The organism is Neolewinella aurantiaca (assembly GCF_008014675.1).
GTDB lineage: Bacteria > Bacteroidota > Bacteroidia > Chitinophagales > Saprospiraceae > Neolewinella > Neolewinella aurantiaca.
In genome coordinates this window covers 1-26,954 of record NZ_VOXD01000005.1, presented here as the reverse complement: position 1 = coordinate 26,954, position 26,954 = coordinate 1, and the positions used below count along the sequence as shown (strand labels likewise).

Sequence of the window (26,954 nt, the reverse complement as noted above, 5' to 3'; positions counted from 1 at the left end):
TTAGTTTAAGGGCAGCACCTGATCATCGGCAAGCAGATACATTTCTCCCGTTTCGGGGCAGGAGGCTTTACCGTCGGGAGAGAAACTGAGCTTTCCTCCGGCAGCACTCATCCATCCTGTCTGGCGTGCAGGGTTCCCGACAACGAGCGCGTAGGCGGGAACATCTTTGGTGACAACGCTCCCGGCACCAACGAAAGCGTACTGAGCGAGGTGGGTGCCACAGACGATGACCGCATTGGCTCCAATGGTTACTCCTTTGTCCAGCCGGGTAGGTAAGTACTCACTTTTACGGTTTACAGCCGAGCGCGGGTTGATTACGTTCGTGAATACGGCCGAAGGACCAATAAATACATCGTCGCCGCACGTAACGCCGGAGTAGAGACTCACATTATTCTGAACCTTGCAGTTTCGCCCCAGCTTCACTTGCTGAGCAACGAAAACATTTTGGCCCAAAGAACAATCTTCGCCAATTTCACAACCCGGCATCAGGTGGCAGAAATGCCATATTTTAGAGCCTGATCCGATTATAGCTCCCTGATCAACTATTGCTGTTTCGTGGACGTAGTAGGACATATTCAGATGGCCTGAGGCCTTTTAAATATTGGTTTGGAGGCCCGGTGGAAGGAGCTAGAAAAAAGCCAGTAACCCTAGTCCGCCCAAGAGGAAGAACTTAAGTTGAACGCTGAGGCGGTGATAATCAGGAGCGTCCTGTGCTCTGGATAGTTGGAAAAGAATGTACAGTAAGCCGATGATAAGTACGATAATACATCCCAGCATCGGTGGCGCCAGAAAAGCTGGCCAGCCAAGGAAAATAGGGCACAGGATGGCGCCAATAACCATCAGGCCCAGAAGAATGCCGAGCTTACGGCTGAGAGAAACGCCCCACATAACCGGGATGGTACGTCGCCCGACTTCCCTGTCACCACGAATATCTTCGAGGTCCTTAACCAGTTCGCGCAGGAGCGTCGCAACGAAGGCGAAGACCATGAAAAGTACAGATACCCTGAGTGCGTTCATCCCTGATTCAGGGTTAACGGAAATCAGCTGGCGCATGCCAGCGCGTTCGGTAAGTAAAAGGATGCCCGGTACACCGGCACAATAAGCGGCAACAAGTAAGTTCCCCAGAACGGGCACTCGTTTCATTCCTATACTGTAGATAGACAACATCCCTACAGCTAAGGGGAATATCCATAGAAGATGAAGCTCACCGAGGCGGTAGGCGAGGAGTTGGCTGATCATGAAAGCAACCAAAATAGAAACCCCGTAGAACCACATTACGGTAGGACGCCCGAGCCTGGCTACCGGGTTTGCACCCGGCCGGTTAATGCCGTCGGTGGTTTCGTCTTGTAAATCATTGATGAGATAACCCGATGCTGTGATTAGCAGAGTTATGGTGATCATTTCAAAAAGCTTCCAGGGGGAAAGTACGGTGGCGATACCTTCCTGCTGAAATGCAGGAAGAAGGACACGGTAAAATACCAATAGCTGGGTAGCGGCAACCACAACGAGATTGGGAAACCGCAAAACCTTTAAAACATCTAAAACCGGATAGCTTGACATACCGCGGCAAGATACAAAGAGTTGAAACAAGAGTTGCAAAAGTGGCAAGAGTTACGGAGACAGGGGTTATTAATTCTGTGGCAAATAGCGCTATTTCAGCTGCCCCGGTAACTCTTGCCGTCTTTAGAATTACTTCAGCAAAGCTCTGCTGATCACTAACTTCTGGATTTCAGAAGTCCCTTCACCAATGGTGAGGAGCTTACAGTCGCGGTAGAATTTTTCGGCAGGAAATTCTTTGGTGAAGCCATACCCTCCGAATATCTGGACACCTTCATTTGCGCAACGTACCGCTACTTCACTGGCAAACAGCTTTGCCATTGCGGATACTTTGGTAACCGGCAGGTGCGCGTCCTTGAGGCGGCCTGCCTCACGGATCAGTAGCTCACTGGCTTCCAGTTCGGTAGCCATATCGGCAAGTTTGAAGCTTATCGCCTGGAAACGGCTGATGGCTTTGCCAAACTGTTCGCGCTCCTTGCTGTAAGCCAACGCTGCGTTGAAGGCACCGCGGGCGATACCCAGGCTAAGGGCAGCAATACTGATACGGCCACCGTCGAGGATTTTCATGGATTGGATGAACCCTTCACCCACTTCTCCCAGAATACGGTCGGCGGGCAGGTGGCAGTCTTCGAAGATCAATTCGGCGGTTTCACTGGCACGCATGCCAAGTTTGGTCTCTTTTTTGCCGCCACGGAATCCTTTGTCTCCACGTTCAACGATGAAAGCGGTCATCCCGTGGCTGTCGAGTAGCTCTCCGGTACGAACGATGACAACGGCAACTTCTCCGCTCAGGCCGTGAGTGATGAAGTTTTTAGCTCCGTTGAGGATGTAGCTGCCGTCCTCCTGTTTTTCGGCTACGGTGCGCATCCGGCCGGCGTCTGAGCCGGTGTTCGGCTCGGTCAGCCCCCAGGCACCTACGTGCTCGCCGGTGGCGAGTTTGGGCAGGTACTTCTTCTTCTGCTCCTCGCTTCCGAAAGTCAGAATGTGGTTGGTGCAAAGAGAGTTGTGAGCAGCAACGCTCAGACCGATAGAACCGCACACCTGCGAAATTTCATCAATGATCGTGATGTACTCTGCGTAGCCGAGGCCGGTGCCGCCGTACTCTTCGGGAACAAGGACGCCCATGAAGCCGTAGTCGCCCATTTCGGTGAAGAGCTCACGGGGGAAGTGCTCGCGCTCATCCCAATCCATCACGTTAGGACGAATACGGGATTCCGCAAAATCGCGGGCACTTTGGCGAATCATCGCCATTTGTTCTTCGTTGGGCGTTGGAGAAACGGTGGTTACCATAAGTTTATTTGTATTGGTTAAGGCTGAGGATGAGCCAGGCTACGAATAGATAAGTGTGGTGGAGTCGTAGCAAGGCGCTAAAGACGTACATTGTAAAGCTTGTCAGGGCACAAAGTGTTCACTTAGCGGTCGGAAAGATAGGGTTAGCAATCGTAAATAAAGCTCTATGGGGAAGGTTTTTATTTTCTTGTCGGTGAGCACGCAAATAAAAGCGCCTGTCCTCCCGGGTAAGGACAGGCGTCAAAAATCGATGTTTTATCGGTTTTCGCCGAAGCTTAAGGCCATGAGCTGCAAGGTGTTTCCCCGCGGGTGATCTGTTTTTGTGTTTACCGGCCGGAGGGCTGCGCTGAATGAATCAACCTGCTACTGCTTTTGTGAAAATCACATTTTACATCCGGGCGCGGTCGCAGGTGCAGGGCAAAGTTCCTGAAGGCTGTTTTTCTCCCCCGTGATCCATCATTACTCAATAAGTTATTTTACTGCTTTACTATACGGGTGGTTTGTCGCATTCCACCAGCGTCGGTTACGGCGATCAGGAAAGCTCCGGGCTCCAAGCCGGTCAGGTCTACGGCAAGGGAAATTTCATCATGGCTCACCGCTTGGTTGGTTTCGGCAACCACCCGGCCGGTCAGGTCGAAAATGCTGATGTTCAACGTTCCTGCCTGCGTCGGCGTCACGCTGAGGTTGAGGGTGCTGCCGGCGGGATTGGGGAAGGCCGTAAGCACACCGGCTTCAGCAGAGATTTGCTGCTCCAGCCGCAAGAGCCCGCTCTGCTGCGTACTGCCGTCGTAGTCTTTACTCACCAAACGGTAGAAACTGACGACGGGCGGGGCCGGATCCACGATTTGATAACGCTGCTCCTCATTACTATACCCTGCAGCCTGCGTTCGCGCCACCTCGTACCAATCAGAAACACCATCATTGCTCCGCTGGAGTATGTGCCACGCTGTGTTTTCTTCGCTGGCTGTGCGCCACTCTAGTTGGTTGTATTTGTCCATCGCCTGCCCGCTGAAGGAAAGCAATTGTATGGGCAGCAGCAGCGGATCGGTCCGTATGCTGAGGTCAAAGGAGAGTTCATTGTCGAAGCTGAGGGATTCAACGGTCAGAAAATACCTCGCGCCGGGGGTGAGGTTCTCGAATACCGCTTCGTCGGTATCGCTGTCGATGAAGTCACAGGCAATGCCGGTGGGCGCGGAGCAATCGCCGCCGTACAGTCGGACGATGGCGTCCGTGTCGGTATCGTAGGTATTGAAGGCGATGGCTACGTTGAGCAGGTTGACCAGGTGGGTCTCGGCGAGTGCCGTGAAGGAGAACCACACGTCGTCATCGCTAGCCGAAGTGCTGCAAAAAGAAGCCGGGTCGGCCAGCGACATCGTTGCGCCCTGAGTTGAACCGGAAGTGATGATCGTGTTACTCAGGTCGGGGTTGACGGCGGCGGGGTAGGCCCCGTCGCAGTCGTCGTTATTGGGAGGAGAAGAAAGGCAGAGGTCAAACTCCGCAATATCCGAGCTGAACCGGGTGAAAATACGGAGGAAATAGGTCCCTCCGATGGTAAGGTCGGTCAGTTCCTTGCGGACGGTGTTGGTCAGGATTACACATTCAATTACCATACGCGTGCCACAATCGGTCCCTTCGCTAAGCTCGTAATAAAGGTTAGGAAAGAAATTACTGTTGGGGTTGTCGACGTTCAGTGCCTGCAACAAATGCGTGGTATGGGTAGCGGTAAAGGTATACCAGAGGTCGTTGTCGGCGCGGGCAGTACCACAGTCTGGTCCCGACCGGGTAGCCCCCTGGGTGGTTTGGGCGAGGACGCTGGTGCAAAGACCGTTGTTGTTGACCGGCAACGTAAGGGCACCTCCGCAATCATCGTTTACCGGCGGGGTGGCGAGGCAGATATCGAAGGCCACGGTGTACGCCGGATTGTCGGTATAGATCCGTAACAGGTAAGGGGCGCCGGTGGTCAGGCCGCTTAGTGAGATGGGCGTATTATCGTAGCTGAAGAACGTATTGCAGATGACGGAAGTGAGGCTGCCGCAGGCACCCGAAAGTACTTCGTAGCCCATATCATCATCGAAGCCGGCATCGGGTACGATATTCTCGAGGTAGAGCAGTTGTGTTGGTGATGTGGCGGTAAACGTAAACCAAACGTCGTCATCGGCAGGGCCTGCCTCCATCAGGCCACACCCGGACAGGGTGTTGGTGGCTCCGGCGGTAGTAGCGGAAGTAAGACCACTACAGATAGAAGTTGCAGAGGGCGTTAAGAGGGTTGGGGAGGAACACTCATCGTTGGTTGGTGGTTCCGGTTGTGCGTAGACGCAGACGTTGAAATCAATCTCTTCGCCCGGCGCTTCGTAGACCCGGATATAGTAGGTGTCTCCGCTGGTGAGGCCGGTCAGCCGGCTTTCGTTGCCGCAGGCAATGGATACAAGGCCGCCGCAGGCGCCCGAGAAGATTTCGACTTCCGGAGGCCTTCCTCCTCCCTCGCCGCCGCCTGAGGTGGCGACCGACACAAAGACCGAGGAACCGGAGGGGGAGAACGCGTACCATACATCCGCCTGGCCATTGGGGCCACAATCGCTGACTACTGCGGCTGAAGGAGTGGCACTGGTAAGGGTACCGGCAACGGAACCCGCGCAGTTGTCGTCCGCAGCAACAGGAACGACTGTAGCTTGCAGGCACTCATCGTTGTCGGGAGCCGGAGGTAGGGGAGAAAACCGGAACGGCCCGGTCCATACACTCAGTTCTCCGTTGCCACAATTTGCACGGACGTAGAAATCATAGGTCTGCCCGGTGACCAGCCCCGTTGCTGTGTAGGGTTTTGCGGCACCGGTTGTAGTTGGGACCTCGTCGAAAGCAGCGCCGGAGGCGCGCACGGCTACGTCCCATACGGAGGCTGTTCCGTTCTCTTCCCAGTCGATGGTGGCGGTAGAGGCTGTTCTGCTTTCGCGAAATAAGGTTGTTGGTTGGATGCAGTCGTTGCCCGGTCCGCAGGAAACCGTGGCGGTAAAACCCGGGGCACTGTTGCCGTCGAATTCGTAAAAGTCAATGGCAATGCAGCCATCGGCTGCCGTGGAACGAATGGTTTGCCCGTTGACGCTGGGGATGGGGCCCATGAAATCGCCACCGATATATACATCGATGCCCGCGCCGGGCGCAAAATCGATTTCGGTGAAGGTGATCGTTACCACATCACCAGCGGAGCCGCTGGTCGGGCAGATTTCGTAGGACTGAAAGTCGTATGCGGAGTAATTGGCGGCAGCGCCGCCGGGGTCGTGGAAGGTCTCACCACAGTCCACCATAATCTGTGCGGAGAGGGGAGAAGTGATCAGACAAAGCAATAGCAAACGGAACATGGGATAGGTTTTGATTGGGATGCCACAAATTTCCAGACCTGATCTTTTTCGAACCTACCAGTTTTCCCCGATCCGCAATAAATACTGGTTTTCCGGGACGGAGTTGCTTCGTCACCTTGCTGAAAAAGCAATTTTTTGCACCTGCGCCCGCGCCTGAAAACGTGACGTGAGGCAACAAAAAACGATTACCGTGTGTCAGGTAGGTCAACGAACAAAAGAATAATATGCCGGAAAACCCCTGGAAGAAACTTAGCGCCTCCGTCCCGTACGAGAACCCCTGGATAAGAGTGGAACACCATGAAGTCTTGAACCCTGCGGGGAACCCAGGAGTGTACGGCCTCGTAAAATTCAAAAATCACGCTATCGGGATTGTTCCCGTCGACGAAAAGGGCTACACCTGGCTGGTAGGGCAGTACCGTTATGCACTGGATACCTACGAATGGGAAATTCCGGAAGGCGGATGCCCCGTCGGAACCGATACACTAGACACCGCCAAGCGGGAACTAAAGGAAGAAACCGGTCTGGTGGCCAAAGAATGGATTAAATTGATGGACTTTCACCTCAGTAATTCGGTGACCGATGAGTACGGCGTCGCTTACCTGGCTAAGGGGCTCACCCAGGAGGCCGCTGAGCCGGAAGAAACCGAAGAACTTACCCTGCGCAGAATACCACTTACTGAGGCGATCAGGATGACCATGGACGGGCGTATTAAAGACGCACTCAGCATCTTAGCGCTACAGCGGGTTGCTTTGATGATGAACTCTGGTGGAGAAAACAGGTTGGGCGGGGAGTAGGAATCAACTCCCTTTCAAGGCGGTATGGCTCCCCGAAAAAGGAGTGGCTAAAGCGTCCAAACCGGGTGCCTGAAGGACACGTTGATTGCCAACGTACTGCCGGCGACAAAACAGATGCCCGAAATTTTTTATCGTCTTTGTAGGGGGGAGTAGTTCATTTTGGTGTCCTGACAACAGAACGGCCAAGGAATAGGGTGTAATAATCTTGTTTGGCCGAATCTGATCTGTTATTAGGGACACAAAATTGGTTTTATAGATGACTACTGCTACAAAAATTAACCTGTTGGAACAATTCTCACTTTTCGACGCGCTCACCGAGTCGGAGAAGAAGAGATTAGCTGATGCAATGGAATTTCGCAAGAAGGCGCGTTACTCAGTAATTTACCAGCCAGGAGAGGCAAGTGAGCACATTTACCTGCTTTGCAAAGGGGCCATAAAAATCAGTACCCATAGCAGCGAGGGTAAGGAAGTGATTAAGCAGCTAATCCACCCGGAAGCTATTTTCGGTGAATTGGCCCTCGTTGGCGAAAAAACGCGCAACGAAACGGCACAATCCTTGAAGGAAGAGGTGCATTTTTACACCATCCGCATTGCTGACTTCCAGCAAATCCTGGCGCAGAACACCACGGTGAGCCAGCAGTTGCTTCAGCTCTTCGGCCAGCGCATGATGGCTGCAGAAAACAAACTGGAGAACCTGATCTTCAAAGATGCGCGCAGCCGCATCGTTAACTTCCTTTACGAAGTAGTTCAGAAGCGCGGCCGTCAGGTTGGCTACGAGATGTTGCTCAAGCACAGCCTTACGCACCAGGACATCGCCAACATTACCTGCACCAGCCGGCAGACGGTAACGCTGGTACTCAACGAACTGCGTAAGGAAAACCTCATCTACTTCAACCGGGGCCGTATTTTAGTACGGGATATGGAAAACCTCAAAGCCAGCGCAGCCTAAGCAAGACCTGATTCGCTGTTCTTACCATGCATAAGAAAGCCGGAGGCAACTAAAGGAGCTGAGAATAGTGTCCTTAATGGGGTAAGCGTACATTCAGTAATTTCGCCCCTCTAATCAGCCTCCTCTTTCTTATGCCAAGATTCCTTTTATTCTCTTTGTTGATTGCTGTATCTCTGACGGGCTGTTATACCCTCAGTGGAATCTCGATCCCTACCGGGGTTGAGAAAGCGTACGTGCCGCTGTACATAGACAACGCCCTGGGGGCTCCGCCTACCTTGTATATAGATATGACGGAGGCGCTGCGCGACAAGATCCGCGATCAGGCTCGGTTACAGATAACAGAAGATGCGCCCGACATTGAGGTGAAAGGCACATTGGTAGATTTTCGAGTATCGGCAGAGGGCGCGAGCCCGAGCGATGAGACGGCAGCTTTTGCAAAACTCAACCGTCTTACCATTGTTGTCGCCATCGAGTACAAGAACCTCCGGGATGAGTCTGACGAAGGCTGGAAACAAAACTTCTCGAATTATTACGACTTCCCGGCTACTCAGACCCTGGCGTCTATTCAGGATGAAGCCATTGAAGACATTACCGATCAGATCAACGAAGCAATCTTCAATAAGGCTTTCGCCGAAGATTGGTAGGGGGCGGAAGGGTAGTCTGCTGTCTGCTGTTTTGGCTCCGCATCGTCCGGCGTAAAATTCTCTTTTCGCTGCAATCAATTGCATTAAATCAATCGAATTACTTTGGCTCAATCTTTTGACTCAGGTAATAAAAATTGATCATGCAAACCATAAAATTATGGGCCCTGGGAGCACTGGCATTCAGTCTCTTTCACTGCTCTTCTTCCACCCCCAATGCACCTGCGGCCGCGCCCGAAAAGGAGACGCCAACCCTGAAAAGTGCTTACGCGGATGACTTTCTGATTGGTGCGGCGATTGCGCCTAAACACATCGACAACGTTGGGATGCGGGGCAAGAACCTGCTGATGCGGGAATACAATACGATCACCCCCGAAAACATCATGAAGTGGGAGGTGATTAACCCCGAACCAGGTAAGTTTGAGTGGAAAGACTCCGATGATTACGTACAATTTGGCGAAGACAACGGTATGTTTATCGTTGGCCACGCGTTGGTATGGCACAGCCAGCTCAGCGAATACGTCAGAGAAATAAATGACCGCGAGGCCTTGTTGGCCGAAATGAAAACCCATATCGATTCGGTTGCCGGGCGGTACCGGGGCCGCATCGACGGTTGGGACGTAGTGAACGAAGCACTGAACGAAGACGGAACCCTGCGGGAGAGTTACTTTTATAAAGTTATTGGCGAGGACTACCTGGCCGAAGCCTTCAAGATGGCCGCCGAGGCCGCAGGCCCGGATACCAAACTCTACTACAACGACTACAACATGTGGAACGCGGATAAGCGGGAAGGCGCCATCCGGATGATCAAAAAAATCCGCGCAGCAGGAGGTCGGGTCGACGGAATAGGGATGCAGGCCCATTACAGCATCAGCGGCCCGACGCTCGATACCATCGAGCAATCTATTGCAGCTTACGCAGCAGCGGGGCTGCCCGTCTCGATGACCGAACTGGACGTAACGGTGCTGCCCAACCCCTGGGATCTGGTGGGCGCCGAAGTAAGCCAGAATTTCGAGAACAGCCCGTTCATGAACCCTTTCCCGGACGGATTGACCGACAGTATGCAAACAGTCCTCGCCGATCGGTACGAGGATCTTTTTGAATTATACCTCAGCCACGCCGATAAAATTGAGCGGATCACCTTCTGGGGTGTCAACGACGGTCATTCCTGGCTGAACGGCTGGCCCATAAAGGGAAGAACGAATTATCCGCTGCTGTTCGACCGCGAGTACGAACCCAAGCCCGCCTACCACCGGGTAATGTCACTGCGAAGCGAGTAAAACGGAGTTTCGTAAAGCACGGCTACGCTGCAGCCGTCTGTTTATTTTTCACTTTCCACCACCGATCATGTCAACGATAAATCATAAACTAAGCGTAACCGAGAAAGTCGGTTATGCCCTTGGCGACCTTGCCGCCAACCTCGTCTTTCAGACGCTGGTTACCTTCATCGCCTTCTTTTATACCGATGTGTACGGCATCGAAGCGGGCTGGGCGGCCTTCATCATCTTCTGGGCCGGCATCATTGGCGGTGCTGTATTTACGCCGGTAATGGGCGCCATTGCCGACCGCACCCGGACGCGCTGGGGCAAGTTCCGGCCGTGGATTCTATGGACGGCGGTTCCCTTCGGGGCGATCGTTATGGCCACATTCGCAACGCCCGACTTTGCGCCTTCGGGCAAACTTTGGTACGCCGGCGTGACCTACCTCTTGCTGGTAATGATCTACTCGGCCAACAACCTGCCGTATTCAGCGCTGAGTGGCGTACTGACGGGGAGTATGTCTGAGCGGAACAGCCTCTCCAGCTACCGCTTCGTGGCGGTGATGGTGGCCCAGTTCATCATCCAGGTACTCGTTTACCCCATCGTGCTGTGGGCGGGCGACGGCGACAAAGCCGTCGGCTTCGAAAAAGTAATGATGGTACTTGCTGTGGTTGGTGTCGTTTGCCTGTTGATCACCTTCCTGACCACTAAGGAACGCGTGATCCCGAAACCGGAGCAAGAGTCCAGCGTAATCAATGACCTGAAGGATCTCTTCGGGAACCGCCCCTGGGTAATTATGCTGATCCTGACCACGCTCATTTTCGTGTCTCTCGCCCTGAAGGGAGGTTCTTACATCTACTACTTCGAGCAGTTTATGGACAAAGCAGCGATGAGCGCCTTTCTGGACAGCGTTGGCTTCGCCAACTTATTCTCGGTGGAGGACCCGGCTTCTTCGACCTTCAGTCTCTACAACGCAACGAGCATCATTTGCCAGATCATCGGTATTTTCTTCTCCAAAGGGCTGGCCGACAAATACGGGAAGCGCAACGTGTTCGGCAGTTTTCTATTCCTGTCCACTCTTTTCCTGCTGGCGCACCTGCCGATGCCGGCAACGGCGGTTACGGGCGTATTTCTGTTGCAAATCGGGCACGGACTGGCTTACGGTGTTACCGTACCAATTTTGTGGGCGATGATCGCCGATGTGGCGGATTACTCGGAATGGAAGAATAATCGTCGGGCAACGGCGATCATTTTTTCGGCCATGATTTTTGGCCTGAAGGTGGGCCTCAGCATCGGCGGCGCGCTGGTGGCGGGCTTGCTGTCTTATTACGGCTACGCCAAAGACCTGGCGCTGCAGGCTCCGGAAACTCTTGCCGGTATCCGGATGCTGGTTTCCGTCTTTTGCTCCATCCCCTTCCTGATCGGTTGTGGCTTGCTGTTCTTCTACGAGATCGATAAGAGGATGGAGACGCAGATCGAAAGTGATTTGCTTGTCCGCAGGGGAGAAAACGCAGCATAAACGAATTCATATGGGCGCGGCCGCAGGTTCACAGTTGGGTTGGAGCACCCCGTTGCTCCGGCGGAGAGTTGGATCTTAATAGCTCTTGCCCCGGCTCGCTGCAACTACCTGGCTTCCAAAAAACCGGTACTGCACCTGCGTCCGCGCCACAACAACAAAAAATGACCAACGAACTTAACTTCAAAGAACTTGCTCAACGGGCGATCTCTCAGCCGCTCGTCACGCACATTTATACCGCTGACCCCTCAGCACACGTGTTTGGTGGCAAACTTTACATTTATCCCAGTCACGACATCGATGCGGGAATCCCCTTCAACGACAACGGTGACCACTTCGGGATGGAGGACTACCACGTGCTGAGTGTAAACGAAAACCTGGTTGCAAAAGACGAAGGCGTTGCCCTCCACGTAAAGGACGTTCCGTGGGCAACCCGCCAGATGTGGGCGCCGGATTGTGCCGAAAAAAATGGCAAATACTATTTTTATTTCCCCGCACGCGACCACGACCAGATGTTCCGCATCGGGGTAGCGGTAGGCGACAGCCCGGTTGGGCCGTTTAAAGCCGAACCGCACTACATGAAAGGAAGCTACAGCATAGATCCTGCGGTGTTCAAAGACGATGACGGCAGTTATTACATCTACGTTGGTGGTATCTGGGGTGGTCAGTTGCAGCAGTACCGCAACCACAAGTGGGACGCTGGAAACGAACTGCCGGCCCCCAACGAACCCGCATTACGCCCCTACGTTGCCCGCCTGACCGACGACATGCTGGAGCACGCCGAACCGCTACGGTACGTAGACATCGTAGACGAAAACGGTGATTTACTACTGGAAGGCGACACCGACCGTCGCTTCTTCGAAGCCAGCTGGCTGCACAAGTACAACGGGAAGTACTACTTCAGCTATTCCACCGGAGATACCCACTTTCTCTGTTACGCCATCGGAGACAGCCCCTACGGCCCGTTCACCTACGCCGGCCGGATCCTCGAACCGGTTGTTGGTTGGACGACCCATCACTCGATCGCAGAATGGAACGGTAAGTGGTGGCTGTTTTACCATGATTCCGTTCTTTCCGAAGGCGTTACCCACCTGCGCAGCGTTAAAATGGCAGAAATAACCTACGACGAGGAAGGGAGGATTCAGGTGCTGAAACCGTACCGGGAGTAATGAGTATCCTTACGTGTTATCTGCAGTAGTGAGACCGAAATTCGTGCGTTGGTTTGCCGGTCAGCCCACCAGCAGACGGTACCCGACGCCGTGCACGGTTTTGATTTCGATGTGCTCGGTTGTTGCCAGTTTTTTGCGCAGCCGGGAAACGAAAACATCGAGGCTTCGGCCGGTGATGATGCCTTCTTCTCCCCAAACAGCTTCGTTGATGTCGGCACGGGCGAGAATTTCGTTGGGACGGTTGGCGAAGAAACCAAACAGTTTTGCTTCGCGGTAAGTGAGTTCGTGCTGTACGGTTCCGATGGTCAGCAGGTGGGCGGTTTCATCGAAGGTACAATCTTCGCCGAGCCGTAGCTGGCCAGGTTGTTCCGGCACAAGGTCTGGTTCCGGTGCTGGCGTTGTAACGTGTGGAGGCGCGGGAGACAACCGGCCTGCAAAGAACAGTAGAACCCCAAGCCCGCCCAGGAACCAGGTGAGGAAGGGCGTACCTGCCTCCTGCTTAGTTGCAAAAGCAAGGATGATGTTCGCGCAACGGTTTTCCTGGTCGCGTCCCATACACGCCCGCTCGCTGTCGTCGGTGTATTCATCGTCCCGGACACCGGGCCAGAGGCTCCCGAGGAACACCTCTCCGGAGCTGCAATCTTCGAGGCTCAGGGTGTAATCGGCGCGTATGTCGTAGTCGGCCAGCACGCTTCGTGCGATCCGGTTGAGGGTGTCGTAGGCTATTTTTTGTTCGAGTCGCAGTAGTAGGGTTCCGTCTTCGTTTTCCTCAACTGCGGGGATGCGGGTCGTTGAATCCCCTAAAAGCGAAAGGTAGTTGTGCCCGATCTGCCGTAGCGCGAGCGACGTCTTCTGATCCCTGGTGGCAGGGGGTGCCGGCCACAACGCACTCGTTAGCGTCAGGAGGACCAGCATAAGGCCTGTTGCCCGGGAAAGGCGAAGTAACCACTTGTTCATACACGCAAAAGTACGACGTAGAAAACGGCGTAACTTTACTTTTACCAGGCCTTTACATCCTTTTACATTTATTTTCAGGCCCGGACTGAAGGTGGCCATACCTTGCGGATACCAAAATAAACAAGCATGTACATCTTCTCTTTTCTGCTCTGCCTGACCGCCTTTGCTGTTGCTCCCGATACAACGCCTCCGGCCGATCCGCCGAACATTTACCGGAGCACGGACCAGGGCGAGAGCTGGGTTCCGTTTGCCGAAGGCCTTCCGGAAGGCGCGGGCGCAGGTGCAATGCTGGAGCACAATGGCATGGTTTTACTCGGTACGGACATCCACGGTTTCTTCGTCCTTCCTGCCGGAGCGCAAAGGTGGGAAGCCCGTAACCAAGGATTACCCAAACGGATCGACATCAACTCCATCGCCGCTAAGGGCGATCTGATCGTGATCGGTACTTATCATGGCCGGGTCTTTACCTCACGCGATCAGGGCCTGCACTGGAACAGCTTCGTCTTCAATTTTATGGGCGGATCAGTCAGGGCGCTGCACTTTCACGGCGACATCCTGATCGCAGGTACCGATAACGGCATTTACCGTTCTTTTGACTACGGAACTACCTGGTACCAGACGGGTGATCTGGTACAGGTCAATAGTATTACCGAATTCAACGGAAGGCTCTTCGCGGCCCGGAGGGACGGGATTCTGGCCAGCGACGACGACGGCAAAAGCTGGGCTTTTGTCTATTCTCCCTGGACCATCTCAAAGTTGTTGCCAACCACCGAGAGGCTCTACGCCCTGGGAATAGACGGAAGTATCATGCGCAGTAAAACCGGTCAGGTCTGGGAAAAACCAATCATAGCCCTCCCCGGTATGAACCGCAAAAACCTGCCCGCTGCACTGTGGGGAGGTTTCAAACCCGCGCCCGACAGTAAAATGCCTGTTCGCTCCATCACCGAGACCTCCGTCGGGTGGTTCCTGGGCGTAGCCGCGGGCTGCTAGCGGGCTATAGCCGTGTACTCGAACATACCTGCCAATCACTCCGCCTGCGACTCGCGCAGCGCGCGACCGTACCCGCCAAAGGATGACGGGGTGAGACCTAACTCAAATCAACAACCTATGAAAGTAAGAATACCATGTCTTACCCTGCTGCTCTGCGGTCTTCTGCTGCAGCCCTCCTGCAGCAGTCAGAATAAGTCGCCCGAGGCTTCGGCCAAAGCCGAAGACGACACGGAGGAATTGTTCGACCTTGGCCTGAATGCAAAGCAGCCTACTCAAGTGGCCAATTACGTCGTAGACATCTTCGAAGACAGCAAGGGCGACCTCTGGTTCGGAACCATCGCGAAGGGCGTTGCCCGCTACGATGGTGAAAAACTGACCTACCTCACAGAATTCGATGGCCTGCCCGATAACCGGGTTGCGAGCATTACCGAGGACAAAGCGGGCAATTATTGGTTCGGTACCGAAAGCGGCCTGGTGAAGTACGACGGAGATACGTTTGAGACCTTCAGTAACTTCGCTGGAAACTATGGCCCCGACGTCAACCGGGTCAGCAACGTCCTGATCGAGGAGTCCGGAGACTTCTGGATAGGTACCTGGGGTGGTATATTTCGCTACGACGGCTCCACCTTCAGCAAATTTGAACTGCCCAAACCCGAAGTAGATACGGTATGGAACCAGGATACGAAAGACTGGACCTCCGTCAGCATGATCGACAGCAAAGGCAACGTCTGGTTTACCGTAGATGCCTACGGAGCGACAAAATACGACGGAGAGAAATTCACACACTTCACCAAAAAGGAAGGGTTGCTTTCTAACAGCGCAACATCAGTGACCGAAGACCGGAATGGGAACCTTTGGTTCGGCACCCGCGTCTCCCAGAAGGACCATCCGGACCCCGCAAAGCGCTTCGGTGGTGGCGGTCTTAGCCGCTACGACGGCAAGCAATTCACCTATTTCCCCGACTACCCCGGCCTGAGCGAAAACGACGTCTACAGCACCTACGCCGATAAATCCGGCAACGTCTGGATCAGCACCCTCGCCGACGGGCTCTACAAATACGACGGAGAGCAATTCACCAACTTCAAACCGGAGCAGGGGAGCAGCGCCATCCCCTTCAAAGGAATTCAAAGTATGCTGGAAGACAGCAGGGGCAATTTATGGATCGGTTGCTCCGGCGGGTTATTTCGTCTGGAAGGAGAGAAGATCATCAATGTAACCCAAGGTGGGCCGTGGAAGTGATTCGTCCACACAGTTCCTTGGTGCAATTCCCGGGCAATACTGCCCACGAAACTTCAATTTAAATCTGCCGCAACTATACCTCCCTGCCTGTAAATAGGAGGGTAGAACGTGTCAATATTTCCATAATTATGAAAACGATACTACACACCATCATCCTGCTCCTCATTGCCGGAGCCAGTCTTACCGCTCAGCATTCCTACGGACCGTACAGCATGAGAACCACGGTACGCCAGCAGGTAGGGAACGCCGAAGTCACCATTGAAACAACCCGGCCGATGGCCCGGGGGCGAAAAATATTCGGAGGCCTCGTTCCTTACGACGAACTCTGGCACACCGGGGCGGGAGGAACGTTCATCACCATCAATCAGGACGTGACGATCGCCGGGCAGTTTGCCCCGGCAAGCAGGTACGGACTCTACGTCATCCCAACCAAAAAGGAGTGGACGATCATCCTGAGCCGAAACTCCGTGATGCCTGATTCCCCCGATTATGATCCGGAAAAGGAGGTTCGGGTATGCGTCCCGGTTACCAACCCGGGCCGCTTCTACGAGGCCTGGTCGGTGGAACTCGACCTTACGCCCGGCGCTGCCGAAATGTACCTCTCCTGGACCGACGTTCAGGTAAGTGTACCGATCGAGACATCGTTGGAGGAAGACAACAAAGCCTTCATCGACAGCCTGGCTGCTGCTCCGCTTTCAGACGATCAGGAAGAATACTACCGGGCGGTCAGTTACCTGAACTTCAATAAGCTGTCGATGGATAAAGCCGTGCTGTTCGCCGAGCACATCGTTTCGCTCGAGGAGGAGAACCGTTACTACATCTACGAAACCCTGGCGGAAATCTACCATTTCACGGGCGAGAAGGACAAAGCACTGGCTTCGTTACAGAAAGCCAGGGACGTTCTTACTCTGGAATTTCCCGGGCAAACGGAAACGATCAGGACGATCACCGAACGGCTGGAGAAACGACGGCTGGAGATTGAAGCAATGAAGTAGGCGGCGCGAACGCAGGTGCAAAGTGCGCTCCCGACCAGCACAGGGGAACCTGGAATTCCTTCACACCCAAAGGTTTGGGTATTTACCCGGAATGGAAGTTCAACAAAGGCCGTTAACAAGGCGTTAGCGTAAGAAGACTTGTACTCTAACCTGTAAGTCCTTAAATTTGCAACGTGCACATCCGTAAATTCACAAGGCGGTTAACTCCATGGCTAACGCTCTACCTCCTGGTAGTCAGCATTGGCTTGCCGTTGCAACGGGTGTACTGTGCTTGCATCGGAGAATCTGAACTCAGCCTGCCTGGGAGAGATCACGACTGTGAGGCGCATTCTGCTAAGATAACTGAGCACGATCACCATCGAATGGCTTGTTGTCTGGCAACCAAAGAATGCCAGACGCCAGAACTGTCTGAGCACAAATGCGGCTCCAGCGAGGTTGTCGTTGCTGCGCTCGACGCCGACTTTTTACTCGAAACCGTTGGCGATTACAGCATTGTTCCCTCCGCCGGGCTCATGCCCTCGTGGCCGGCTTACCTCCCGCTCGCAGCGCAGGTTGTGGCTAAAACACGCCCGATCCGTGGCCCCGACCCGCCCGACAGACGCTCAGGGAGGGATTTACTGGTCGCCCACCAGACTTTTTTGATTTAGCGAATTTTTGGCAGCCTCAGGGCTGTAGTTCCCCGGCCTTTCGGCCGGGCGGAAACCTGTGTTTTTCAACATCGCTAAATCATTACAATTAATGCTATTTCAACCATTGTTGCACCTGCGGCCGCGCCTGAAAAGGAGGCACGCACTACCCGTGCTTACCGCGTTTTTCATATTAACCTTACTGCCATCCTCTGATCTTTACGGCCAAATTCAGGGTCAGGTCTTCGATTCCGACGATTATCCCCTCACGGGCGCTACCGTACAGTGGATCGGTGGCGGCGGAACAACCGTCGATACCGAAGGAAACTTCACCCTGGCCGACGAGGACGGACAGAATACTTTTCGTATCAGTTACCTGGGCTTCGCAACCCGCGAGTTCATGACCGATACGCTCACTTTTCCCCTGACGATTGTACTGACCGAGGAAGGTACGTCGCTGGGCCAGGTGGAAGTAACCGCCCGCGATGGCGGACGCGCCGCCAGCCTGCTCAACGACCGCAACATCGAGTCGATCAACAGTAAGGAGCTGCGTAAAGCACCTTGCTGCAGCCTCGCCGAGAGCTTCGAGAACAGCCCCGTGGTCGATCTGACTTACGGCGATCCACTCACCGGTCGCCGCGAAATCCAGATGCTTGGTTTGCGCGGTAACTATACCATGCTGACCCTCGAAAAACGACCGATGCTGGATGGCCTGGCGAGCCCGTTTGCCCTCGATCTCATTCCCGGCCCGTGGGTCGAAGGAATCCAGATCGGCAAGGGAAGTGGCAGCCTTGAATCCGGAGCAAACGGCCTGACCGGGCAGATCAATACCGAGTTGATCAAACCACCGCACGGCCCCAAAGCGTACGTGAACCTTTTTGGCAGTAGCCAGGGCAGGGGAGAGGTAAACCTGATGGGGAACACCAAAATCGGGAAAACACTGTGGCTCGGCGGATCGGCCCACGGTAGTTTTACTGAGAACAAGCACGACCACGATTTCGACCGCTTCAAGGACATGCCCGATCGCCGCACGGCCGTTGGTCTGGTCCGGTTATTCCGCCAAAGCACCGATAACTGGGAAGGCCAGTGGAATATTCTCGGTGCCCGCGACCGCCGCACCGGCGGTCAGCAAGACGTTCACGATCACGGGCAGGACGTTCTCGATCCTTATCTCATCGATCAGGACAATCGCCGTATCGAAGCGTGGGGGAAGACCGGTTACTACGGTTTTAACAAGCCCTGGCAGAGCATCGGGTTCATCTATAGTGGTAGCTACCACGAACTCAATAACCGCTACGGACTGAAGCTGCACGAAGGCGAGCAGAAATCAGGTTACTTCAATGCGCTCTACCATACGCGAATTGCAAATGATAACCACCGCCTGAGCTTTGGCGGTACTGCCCGCGTAGACGATTTTGTTGAAGTTTTCGATGAAACCGATTACAGCCGGTCCGAAAACACCATTGGTGCCCATGGTGAATACACTTATAACTGGGAAGAGTCACGGGAAGGACGAGACTTCAAGGCTCTGACCGTAATTCTGGGCCTTCGTGCCGACCACCATAATCTGGGGGGGACGCAACTGAGCCCGCGCCTGAACGTGAAGTACAACCCCACCGAACGGTCTGCTGTACGCCTGAGTATGGGCCGGGGCTGGCGCTCTCCGAACCTGCTGGTCGATAACCTCAACTGGCTGCCCAGCAGCCGGACGGTCACCGATCGTATCGTCGGGGCAGAAGCAATGGATGCCGATAACCCGGGCTTTCGAGGTCTGGAAACTGCCTGGAACTATGGCGTCAACTTTACGCAGGACTTCTTCCTTGGCGGGCGTGAGGGCCAGATCATCGTTGACCTTTTTCGGACCGACTTCCAGAACCAACTGATCGTTGATGCTGAGCAGGACATCGAAACTTTGCGCATTTACCAGTTGGATGGCAAGAGCTTTGCCAACAGCTTTATGGTGAGTGGAAACTACGAAATCCTCCCGCTGATCGACATTAAACTGGCGTACAAATACAACGATGTGCGGCAGACGTACGATGGTGAAGGGTTGCGCGAAGCTCCCCTTACGCCCAAACACCGTGCCCTTGCGACCCTCGGTTACGACGGAGCCCGGTTCAAGGCTCACCTGAACTACCACTGGACGGGTGAACAGCGGCTGATCGACTTCGATGAGATTCCTGACGACATCTACGTTGCCCATCCGCAGCGGTCGCCGGCCTTCGGCATGCTTGGCATCAACCTGACTTACGTCGCTAACGCCAAAACCGAGTTCTACGCCGGAGGCGAAAACCTGACCAATCGTACCCAACGCGATGCGATCATCGGTGCTTGGTCTCCGTTCGATGGCTACTTTGATGCGACCCAGGTGTACCAACCACTCTTCCAGCGCAGAGCTTATGTCGGCGTCCGTTGGACGTTGGAATAATTCCATGTCTCTGAGAACGTGTGGGTTAAGAGAAACTTAAACCACGCCGGAGTCTTCTCTGACATGTTTCATTTTATTATCTTCACATTATAAATCTTAACTAATGCGTAATCTTTTTCTTTTCGTCGCTCTTTTCGGCTTCATCGCCATGGCGGCTCCCCCCAAGAAAATCGTAATCCAGACCAATGCCATCTGCGGGATGTGCAAAACCAACATCGAAGAGAGCCTCGGCGCGCTTGAAGGCGTAAAGAAGGTTGAACTCGACCTGGTAACCAAGAAGGTCAAAATCAAGTACGACGACGATGTCCTCGATGCAGCCACCCTGCGTCAGGCGATCGCCAATACTGGCTACAACGCCGACGACGTGCCCGCCCGCCCCAAAGCGCAGGAAGCACTTGCCGCATGCTGCAAGCCCAAGCCGGACGCCTGCTGCGCAGACAAGACGAAGTCTTGTGCTAAGCCCGAATAAGCATTTTGCTTCAGCAACGAAAAGCCGCTACCGGACAATGTCTGGTGGCGGCTTTTCTATTTGGCGCGGCCGCAGGTGCCGGGAGAGTTGAAAAGGCTGCCCGATACGCCTTAACTTACGGTCCTCAACTAATTGCAAACCATCCTACCATGCCTCCAATTCCGCAGGAAGTCTTCGACCTTTACGACAAATACGCCCACAACCAACTGGACCGGCGCGGCTTCGTTAAACAGCTTTCCGTTTATGCGGTTGGCGGGCTGACGGTGTCTGGGTTGCTCAACCACCTTTTACCCGATTACGAAAACAAGATTCAGGTGCGGGCCGATGATCCCCGCTTGGATGCGGATACGGTTGAATACACAACCCCGGCGACGGGAATCACCATGCGGGGCCTTCTGGCCCGCCCGGTGAACGCCACCAACAAATTACCTGGCATCATCGTTGTCCACGAGAACAGAGGGCTGAACCCTTACATCGAAGATGTGGTGCGACGCGCAGCGGTCGCCAACTTCATCTCGTTTGGTCCCGATGCCCTTACGCCTCTGGGCGGTTACCCCGGCAACGATGACGAGGGGCGGGCCATGCAACGCAAGCGTGACCGGGCTGAAATGCTGGAAGACTTCATTGCTGCCTACGAGTTCCTGCGCCATCACCCGGAGTGTACCGGCCAGGTTGGCGTTGTCGGCTTTTGCTTCGGCGGAGCCATCTCTAACCAGATGGCAGTCCGGTTACCGGAGCTGGGCGCAGCCGTTCCCTTTTACGGCAGCCAGCCCCCAGCCGAAGATGTACCGGCTATCCAGGCCCCGTTACTGATTCAATACGGTGAATTGGATGAGCGGGTCAATAAGGGTTGGCCGGATTACGAGGCCGCGTTAAAGGCCAACGATAAGAATTACACGGCACACGTTTACCCCGGTGCCAATCACGGCTTTCACAACGATACCACGCCGCGTTACGATGAAGCCGCAGCTAAACTGGCGTGGGAACGAACTATTACGTTTTTTGACGAGCACCTGCGCCAGCGCGAGATGCCCTCAGAGTAAACCGGCGGTCCGAACGGCATAGGGGCAGCAACTGCCCCCGTTCGGGTAGTGGTGCCAAAGCCGTTGCGCGCAAGCGGCTTTGGCACCGGTTGGGTTTATACCAACATTGCTTTAAGACTTTCGATTTTAGCGGTCCAGTCTGCCTGTTTTTTCTTTTCCAGGGTTACAACGGCTTCGGGAGCGTTGGCAACAAACCGCTCATTGGCGAGCTTCTTGGTCACGCCTTTCAGCTGGCCTTCGAGGCGCTTGATCTCTTCGTTGATCTTGGCGTTCTCGGCTTCGAAGTCAATGGCTTCGTTGAGGACAACGTAGGCTTTGTCGTTGCCGATAAGGAAGGGCAGGGCGTTGGCCGGAGCCTCGGTCGTCAGTTCGACCGAACTCAGTGCGCCGGCCTTTTTGAGGAACTCCACTGCACCTGCGGTCGCGCCCAGAAGCTTCTCGCTGTCGGCACTCTGGCTAACAAAAAAGGCGAGTGGTTCACGCTTGCCCACCTTGCGCTGGTTGCGAATGTCGCGGATGCTCGAAACAGTGTCCTGCAGCAGAGTGAAGGATTTAACGATGTCGGCGTCGTATTCAGCGGCTTTAGGCCAGCTGGAAACAACACAATCATCGCCCTCGGCGCGGTCGCGCAGGTCGTGCCAAACCTCTTCGGTAATGAAGGGCATGAAGGGGTGCAGGAGCGTCATCATGCGCTCAAAAGCGGAGATGGTTGCTTCGTAGGTTTGCTGGCTGATGGCCTCGCCTTCACCGGGCTTGATGGCCTCGAGGTACCAGGAGCAGAAATCACCCCAGATAAATTTGTAGAGCGTCATCATCGCTTCGCTGACGCGGTACTCCGCAATCATACGGTCCACTTCAACGATGGTATGGTTCAATTTTGCCTCGAGCCACTTCGCCGCGAGGGTTGCGGTCGGGTTGGGCACAACGTCGGCCACCTCGAAACTCTGGATGAGGCGGTTGGCGTTGAAGATCTTGTTACAGAATTTCTTACCCTGATTACATAGCTCCGATTCGTTGAGGGCGACCTTGGTCTTGGGATCGATGGGCGCATCGAAGACGATATCGTTGCCGGCTGCGGCGCTGGAAAGCATCCCGAAGCGAACACCGTCGGCACCGTAGTTTTTCAACAACTCGAGTGCATCGGGGCTGTTGCCCAGCGACTTAGACATTTTGCGGCGCTTCTCGTCGCGGACCATACCCGTGAAGTAGACGTTCCTGAACGGCATCTTTCCGTTCTTCTTCACAAACTCTTCGCCGAGTAATTCTTCGCTGAATTCGTAGCCGGCCATCACCATACGAGCCACCCAGAAGAACATGATGTCCCAGCCCGTAACGAGGTCGTTGGTGGGGTAGTAGTACTCCAGTTCTTTAGTGTCTTTGAAGCCGTCGAAAACGGACATTGGCCAGAGCCAGCTGGAGAACCAGGTGTCGAGTACGTCACCGTCCTGCGTCAGGTCATCCATCGTCAGGTTTTCGAGCGGGAACTTGTGCTGGGCTTCCAGCAGGGCTTCTTCGGCCGTTTCGGCGACGAAAATTTCTTCGTTGTAGTACCAGGCCGGGATGCGCTGGCCCCACCACAGTTGGCGGCTGATGCACCAGTCGCGGACGTTTTCTTCCTTCAGCCACGAGCGGTACATGTTGACCATATTCTCGGGGTGGAACTTTACCTCGCCGGACTCCACGGCACCGAGGGCCGTAGCGGCCATGTCGTCCATTTTGAGGAACCACTGCAGGGTGAGGCGCGGCTCTACCACGGCGTTGGTCCGTTCGGAGCGGCCAACGCTGGTGCGGTACTGCTTGGTTTCCAGCAGATCGCCGGTTTTCTTGAGCAGTTTTACGAACTCAACACGGGCATCGTCGCGGTCCATGCCGACAAACTCGATGGCGTTCTCGTTCATGGTTCCGTCGGCGTTGAGCAGGTCGATAACTTCGAGGCCGTATTTCTCGCCCAAAGCGTTATCGTTCATGTCGTGGGCCGGGGTAACCTTAAGGGCGCCCGTTCCGAAGTCCAGCGCAACGTAGTCGTCGGCAATGACGGGGATTTCACGGTTGGCAATCGGAACGATCACTTTACGGCCGTGGTACTTAGTGTAACGCGGATCGTCGGGGTGAACAGCGAGTGCGGTATCGGCCGGGATGGTTTCCGGGCGGCTGGTGGCAACAACGATGTACTCGTCGTCGGTACCCGCTACTTTGTAGCGGACGTGGTAGAGGTTTTTGTTCTCCTCGGTATGGATCACTTCCTCGTTAGAGAGTACTGTTTGAGCGGCAGGATCCCAGTTGGTCATGCGCAGGCCGCGGTACAGTTTGCCCTTTTTATACAGGTTGACGAACACCTTGATGACGGCCTTGTAGAGCTCCGGCTCCATCGTGAAGCGGGTGCGCTCCCAGTCGCAGCTCGCGCCAAGCTCCTGCAATTGCTTCAGGATGATACCGCCGTATTCCTCTTTCCAGGCGAAGGCGTGTTTCATGAATTCATCACGCGTCAGATCAGACTTTTTGATGCCCTGCTCGCGCAGCTTACGCACAACTTTGGCTTCGGTGGCGATACTTGCGTGGTCAGTTCCGGGTACCCAGCAGGCGTTTTTCCCGTCGAGGCGGGCCTTACGAATCAGGATGTCCTGAATGGTGTTGTTCAGCATGTGGCCCATGTGCAGCACGCCGGTTACGTTGGGCGGCGGGATGACGATGGTGAAAGGCTCACGCTCATCGGGCTCACTGTGGAAATAGTTTTTCTCTATCCAGTGGGCGTACCATTTGGCTTCGACGTCTTTGGCGGTGTAGGTCTTCGGGGCGGACATGCTTCGTTCGTTGGTTCGTTGGTAATTTGGTCCGGTAGTGTAGTGGCAGATTGACCCTTAGGGGGCAGAAAACCATCTTAACTATCGAACCAATTCGGCTGCGAAGATAGGACTTGCTTTAGTGGTATGGTAACGCTTTTTGTACCAGCATGAGTTGCAGGTGGTTGTGAGCGCTGAATCGGGTGGGAGATCACAAAACTATGTCTTCAGTATTGGCGGCGCGGTCGCAGGTGCATAGTGTGGCTGAGCAGCACGTTCGTACCGGAAAGACTTACCTTTGACCGGATACTTCTGTCCATCGTTTACAACATCAATGACCGTATTCATCTCCCGTAAGTTAAAGCCAGACAGTCCGCTCCTCCGCTGGGCGGAAGAAACAGGTAATGCCATCATCAGCCGGTCATTTCTGACTTTCGCCCCTGTCGCCTACACTCCGCCCACGGATGCTGACTGGTGGTTTTTCTACAGTCCTCGTGCGGTAGAATTTGCCCTGCGCGATGGTATTGTGCCTCCGTCGGAAACAAAGCTCGCCGCCATTGGCGGCGGTACGGCACTCTACCTGGGAAAAGCGGCAGGTCGTGTTGATTTTTCCGGCGACGGAAACCCCGCCCGCACTGCCGAGGCCTTTCTTGAGGTCGCTGCAGGGCAGCGCGTTTTCTTTCCCCGCGCCAGGCAATCCCGCCTGAGCGTTCAGAAAGCTATTGCGGACGAGATCACGGTGCTCGACGCGGTCTGTTACAACAACATGCCTGCACCTGCGGCCGCGCCCGTAAACGCCGACGTGTACATCTTCACCAGTCCGTTGAATGTGGCTGCTTACGTGGATCATCAACCTCTTGCACCCGGAGCCAGAGTGATTGCCATCGGCCCCAGTACCGGAGCAGCCCTTGAAGCACGAGGTATAGCCTGTGTGTGGCCCCGGGAAGCATCCGAAGAGAAGCTTTTAAGCTTACTTTAACCCGATTCGGGTCCCATTCGGCAGCAGGAATAGATAACTTTACGATTAAAGAATCTCTATTATGATGTCTTGCAGATTGCTCCTTTCTTTCCTGCTGCTTTGTACCATTGCGCTCGCTTCATGTACGAAGCAGGAATCTATGGCGAGTATCTCAATTGAAGTGGACATCGCAGAGAGTGACCGTTTTGAGCTGCTCTCTCTTCCCGTCAATTACATCCGTACGTTTGATGCAGGAGGAAGCAACGGTTCCATCGGTTCGTTGGAAGTAAGTCAAACCAAATCGCTCTCGCTGCCGGGAAACATAGATGGTGACCTGACGATATTCGAAGGCCCGGTTTTCCCGCGTACACTCGAGGGGATTGACCCATCATTCGGATCCGCACTTGTACGGGATATACGAACCGGAGAAGAGATTGAGCTGCCGGTTTGTGCGCCACCAATGATTCCTCTTGAGGCAGCTGCAGAGATTGTTCCCGGTTCCCGGTTTCGAATCGTTCTTCCGGTTGACCTGGAGGCTTTGCACGAAGTTGAAGCGATTACCTATATCGACCTCAGAGCCGTTACCGCCCAAATACAAGAGTGGTAGGTTTAATCGGGCGCAATGTAGATTGTCGCTCAACCCCCTCCCAGCCACCCCACATCGCTACGTAGGGGAGGAGCAATCGCGACAATCTGGTTTGCACCCGTTTAATCTTAACCGCTCTGAAACATTGATTTGAAAATCTGGTTGAGTGTCTGAACAGGTAGTTTTGTTGTAGTGGTGTTCCGGTGAATTCGCATGAAGTGAGTTGTCGGCAGGCTACGATTGGCCGTTTGATGCCTACTGTTTACTTCGGTTTGTCTCCATACGATAGCACAAAAAACTATCCGGAATTGTTAAAGAGGAAATTATATCTATCCATGCGCTTTTTTCCAGTACTCCTGCTTTTCGTTTTATCTATTACTTCCTGCGGCCGCTACCAACCAGCGGATGACTTTCCTCCGGCGGATTATAACGGCCCGATGCCCAACGCACTCAGCGAAGAAATACTGGAAACCATCAAGGCCGGGCAGGATGCCACCGCACTGGTTGATCAACTGGGGGCACTAGAGCCGGCCGACTTGCTGTCTGCACTGGATACCCGGGATAAAAAGCTGGCTTTTTGGGTAAATACGTACAACGGAATGGTACAGTACCTGCTCACCCGTAATCCGGAACTGTTCGATGATTCAAGTTCGTTTTTCAGCACACCGAGCTATACCGTCGCTGGTCATCTCTTTAGCCCCAACGAGATGGAGCACGGGATCATCCGTGGTGGCGAGAACAGGTTCGGGCTGGGCTTCATTCCTCAGTTTTTTCCCAATAAATTTGAACGAACGTTCAAGATTAAAGGAGGAGACTCCCGGGTTCATTTTGCACTTAATTGCGGAGCTGCTGATTGCCCGCCGGTAGAAGTCTATGAGCCGGAAACCTTTAACGAACAGGTCGATGACCGTGTCCGTAAATACCTCGCCAAACACAGTGAAATAAAAGAAGAAGGTGGAAAGAAAATACTCTACACCAGTCCGCTCTTCTCCTGGTTTAAAGGTGATTTTCGTGATCACGACGGTATAGACGACTTCCTCGTTGAGTACGGTATCCTCACCGAAGACAATAAGAACATGAAACGGAAATACACCGACTATGATTGGACACTGAAGACCGGCATCTGGGCGGAGGATTGATGGGGTGAACATCAGGTTGCAGAAATCAGAACGCCGATGCGTACCTGCTCAGGATTATTCTTCGGAGACAGATTTAGCAGAATGGATTGGCGTTGTTGCATGAACATTTGCGGCTAGGGGCATAAATGCTCGTTTCGTAAAGTTGGGCTGGCGCCCATATCTTTGGTTTACCACAACTAAAGCACAAGCAAGCCAGCCCATGTCAAAGATAAAGAA

Annotated in this window: 22 protein-coding genes; 16 read left to right on the top strand and 6 right to left on the bottom strand. The window is 54.2% G+C overall.

The window, feature by feature from the left end; genetic code table 11:
- The 4 genes from FUA23_RS04510 to FUA23_RS04495 all read right to left on the bottom strand — a co-directional run bounded on the left by FUA23_RS04510 (position 1) and on the right by FUA23_RS04495 (position 6,200).
- Positions 1–573: an acyltransferase gene (locus tag FUA23_RS04510; protein ID WP_147929536.1), complete on the bottom strand. Its 573-nt coding sequence runs from the start codon at positions 571–573 to the stop codon at positions 1–3.
- 54 nt (positions 574–627) lie between these two features.
- Positions 628–1,560, bottom strand: a complete 933-nt coding sequence (locus tag FUA23_RS04505; protein WP_147929535.1) for a UbiA family prenyltransferase — start codon at positions 1,558–1,560, stop codon at positions 628–630.
- A 129-nt stretch (positions 1,561–1,689) separates the two neighbouring features.
- Positions 1,690–2,847 carry an acyl-CoA dehydrogenase family protein gene (locus tag FUA23_RS04500; protein ID WP_147929534.1) on the bottom strand — a complete coding sequence of 386 codons (1,158 nt, stop codon included), beginning with the start codon at positions 2,845–2,847 and terminating at the stop codon, positions 1,690–1,692.
- Between the two features lie 476 nt (positions 2,848–3,323).
- On the bottom strand, positions 3,324–6,200 hold the full coding sequence (locus FUA23_RS04495; RefSeq protein ID WP_147929533.1) for a T9SS type A sorting domain-containing protein: 2,877 nt from the start codon (positions 6,198–6,200) through the stop codon (positions 3,324–3,326).
- A 224-nt stretch (positions 6,201–6,424) separates the two neighbouring features.
- Between FUA23_RS04495 and FUA23_RS04490 the strand changes: the two genes are divergently transcribed.
- The 6 genes from FUA23_RS04490 to FUA23_RS04465 all read left to right on the top strand — a co-directional run bounded on the left by FUA23_RS04490 (position 6,425) and on the right by FUA23_RS04465 (position 12,528).
- Entirely contained in the window at positions 6,425–6,994 is a 570-nt protein-coding gene (locus FUA23_RS04490) for an NUDIX domain-containing protein (protein ID WP_147929532.1), read from the top strand.
- A 256-nt stretch (positions 6,995–7,250) separates the two neighbouring features.
- A complete protein-coding gene (locus FUA23_RS04485; protein ID WP_147929531.1) occupies positions 7,251–7,943 on the top strand; it encodes a Crp/Fnr family transcriptional regulator in 693 nt (230 codons plus the stop codon).
- Positions 7,944–8,074: 131 nt separating this feature from the next.
- Complete coding sequence (gene lptE / locus FUA23_RS04480; RefSeq protein WP_147929530.1) at positions 8,075–8,587, top strand: LPS assembly lipoprotein LptE; 513 nt, start codon at positions 8,075–8,077, stop codon at positions 8,585–8,587.
- A gap of 140 nt (positions 8,588–8,727) precedes the next feature.
- The gene (locus tag FUA23_RS04475) at positions 8,728–9,864 is read left to right on the top strand and encodes an endo-1,4-beta-xylanase (protein WP_147929529.1); all 1,137 of its coding nucleotides are present in this window, start codon (positions 8,728–8,730) and stop codon (positions 9,862–9,864) included.
- A gap of 67 nt (positions 9,865–9,931) precedes the next feature.
- The gene (locus FUA23_RS04470; protein ID WP_147929528.1) at positions 9,932–11,362 is read left to right on the top strand and encodes an MFS transporter; all 1,431 of its coding nucleotides are present in this window, start codon (positions 9,932–9,934) and stop codon (positions 11,360–11,362) included.
- A 161-nt stretch (positions 11,363–11,523) separates the two neighbouring features.
- Positions 11,524–12,528: a glycoside hydrolase family 43 protein gene (locus tag FUA23_RS04465; protein ID WP_147929527.1), complete on the top strand. Its 1,005-nt coding sequence runs from the start codon at positions 11,524–11,526 to the stop codon at positions 12,526–12,528.
- A gap of 60 nt (positions 12,529–12,588) precedes the next feature.
- Here FUA23_RS04465 and FUA23_RS04460 read toward each other — a convergent pair whose 3' ends face one another.
- Positions 12,589–13,485, bottom strand: coding sequence for a winged helix-turn-helix domain-containing protein (locus tag FUA23_RS04460; protein WP_187270883.1), 897 nt, complete (start codon positions 13,483–13,485; stop codon positions 12,589–12,591).
- A gap of 126 nt (positions 13,486–13,611) precedes the next feature.
- Here FUA23_RS04460 and FUA23_RS04455 point away from each other — a divergent pair, with 126 nt between their 5' ends.
- The 7 genes from FUA23_RS04455 (at position 13,612) to FUA23_RS04425 (ending at position 21,275) form a co-directional block, all read left to right on the top strand.
- Complete coding sequence (locus FUA23_RS04455; protein WP_147929525.1) at positions 13,612–14,475, top strand: WD40/YVTN/BNR-like repeat-containing protein; 864 nt, start codon at positions 13,612–13,614, stop codon at positions 14,473–14,475.
- A 117-nt stretch (positions 14,476–14,592) separates the two neighbouring features.
- Entirely contained in the window at positions 14,593–15,714 is a 1,122-nt protein-coding gene (locus FUA23_RS04450; RefSeq protein WP_147929524.1) for a ligand-binding sensor domain-containing protein, read from the top strand.
- A gap of 128 nt (positions 15,715–15,842) precedes the next feature.
- Positions 15,843–16,709 carry a DUF2911 domain-containing protein gene (locus FUA23_RS04445; RefSeq protein WP_147929523.1) on the top strand — a complete coding sequence of 289 codons (867 nt, stop codon included), beginning with the start codon at positions 15,843–15,845 and terminating at the stop codon, positions 16,707–16,709.
- A gap of 173 nt (positions 16,710–16,882) precedes the next feature.
- Entirely contained in the window at positions 16,883–17,356 is a 474-nt protein-coding gene (locus FUA23_RS04440; RefSeq protein WP_147929522.1) for a hypothetical protein, read from the top strand.
- 91 nt (positions 17,357–17,447) lie between these two features.
- A complete protein-coding gene (locus FUA23_RS04435; RefSeq protein WP_147929521.1) occupies positions 17,448–19,763 on the top strand; it encodes a TonB-dependent receptor in 2,316 nt (771 codons plus the stop codon).
- A gap of 103 nt (positions 19,764–19,866) precedes the next feature.
- On the top strand, positions 19,867–20,232 hold the full coding sequence (locus FUA23_RS04430) for a heavy-metal-associated domain-containing protein (RefSeq protein ID WP_147929520.1): 366 nt from the start codon (positions 19,867–19,869) through the stop codon (positions 20,230–20,232).
- 149 nt (positions 20,233–20,381) lie between these two features.
- Entirely contained in the window at positions 20,382–21,275 is an 894-nt protein-coding gene (locus FUA23_RS04425) for a dienelactone hydrolase family protein (RefSeq protein ID WP_147929519.1), read from the top strand.
- 95 nt (positions 21,276–21,370) lie between these two features.
- Here the strand turns inward: FUA23_RS04425 and FUA23_RS04420 are convergent, their stop codons facing one another.
- Complete coding sequence (locus FUA23_RS04420) at positions 21,371–24,076, bottom strand: valine--tRNA ligase (protein WP_147929518.1); 2,706 nt, start codon at positions 24,074–24,076, stop codon at positions 21,371–21,373.
- Positions 24,077–24,389: 313 nt separating this feature from the next.
- Here FUA23_RS04420 and FUA23_RS04415 point away from each other — a divergent pair, with 313 nt between their 5' ends.
- From FUA23_RS04415 to FUA23_RS04405, 3 genes are all read left to right on the top strand, one after another.
- Positions 24,390–25,034: a uroporphyrinogen-III synthase gene (locus FUA23_RS04415; protein ID WP_147929517.1), complete on the top strand. Its 645-nt coding sequence runs from the start codon at positions 24,390–24,392 to the stop codon at positions 25,032–25,034.
- A 61-nt stretch (positions 25,035–25,095) separates the two neighbouring features.
- Positions 25,096–25,620, top strand: a complete 525-nt coding sequence (locus FUA23_RS04410) for a hypothetical protein (protein ID WP_147929516.1) — start codon at positions 25,096–25,098, stop codon at positions 25,618–25,620.
- A gap of 314 nt (positions 25,621–25,934) precedes the next feature.
- Positions 25,935–26,738 (top strand): DUF547 domain-containing protein, encoded by an 804-nt coding sequence (locus FUA23_RS04405; RefSeq protein ID WP_187270882.1) that lies wholly within the window; start codon positions 25,935–25,937, stop codon positions 26,736–26,738.
- Positions 26,739–26,954: the final 216 nt, after the last annotated feature.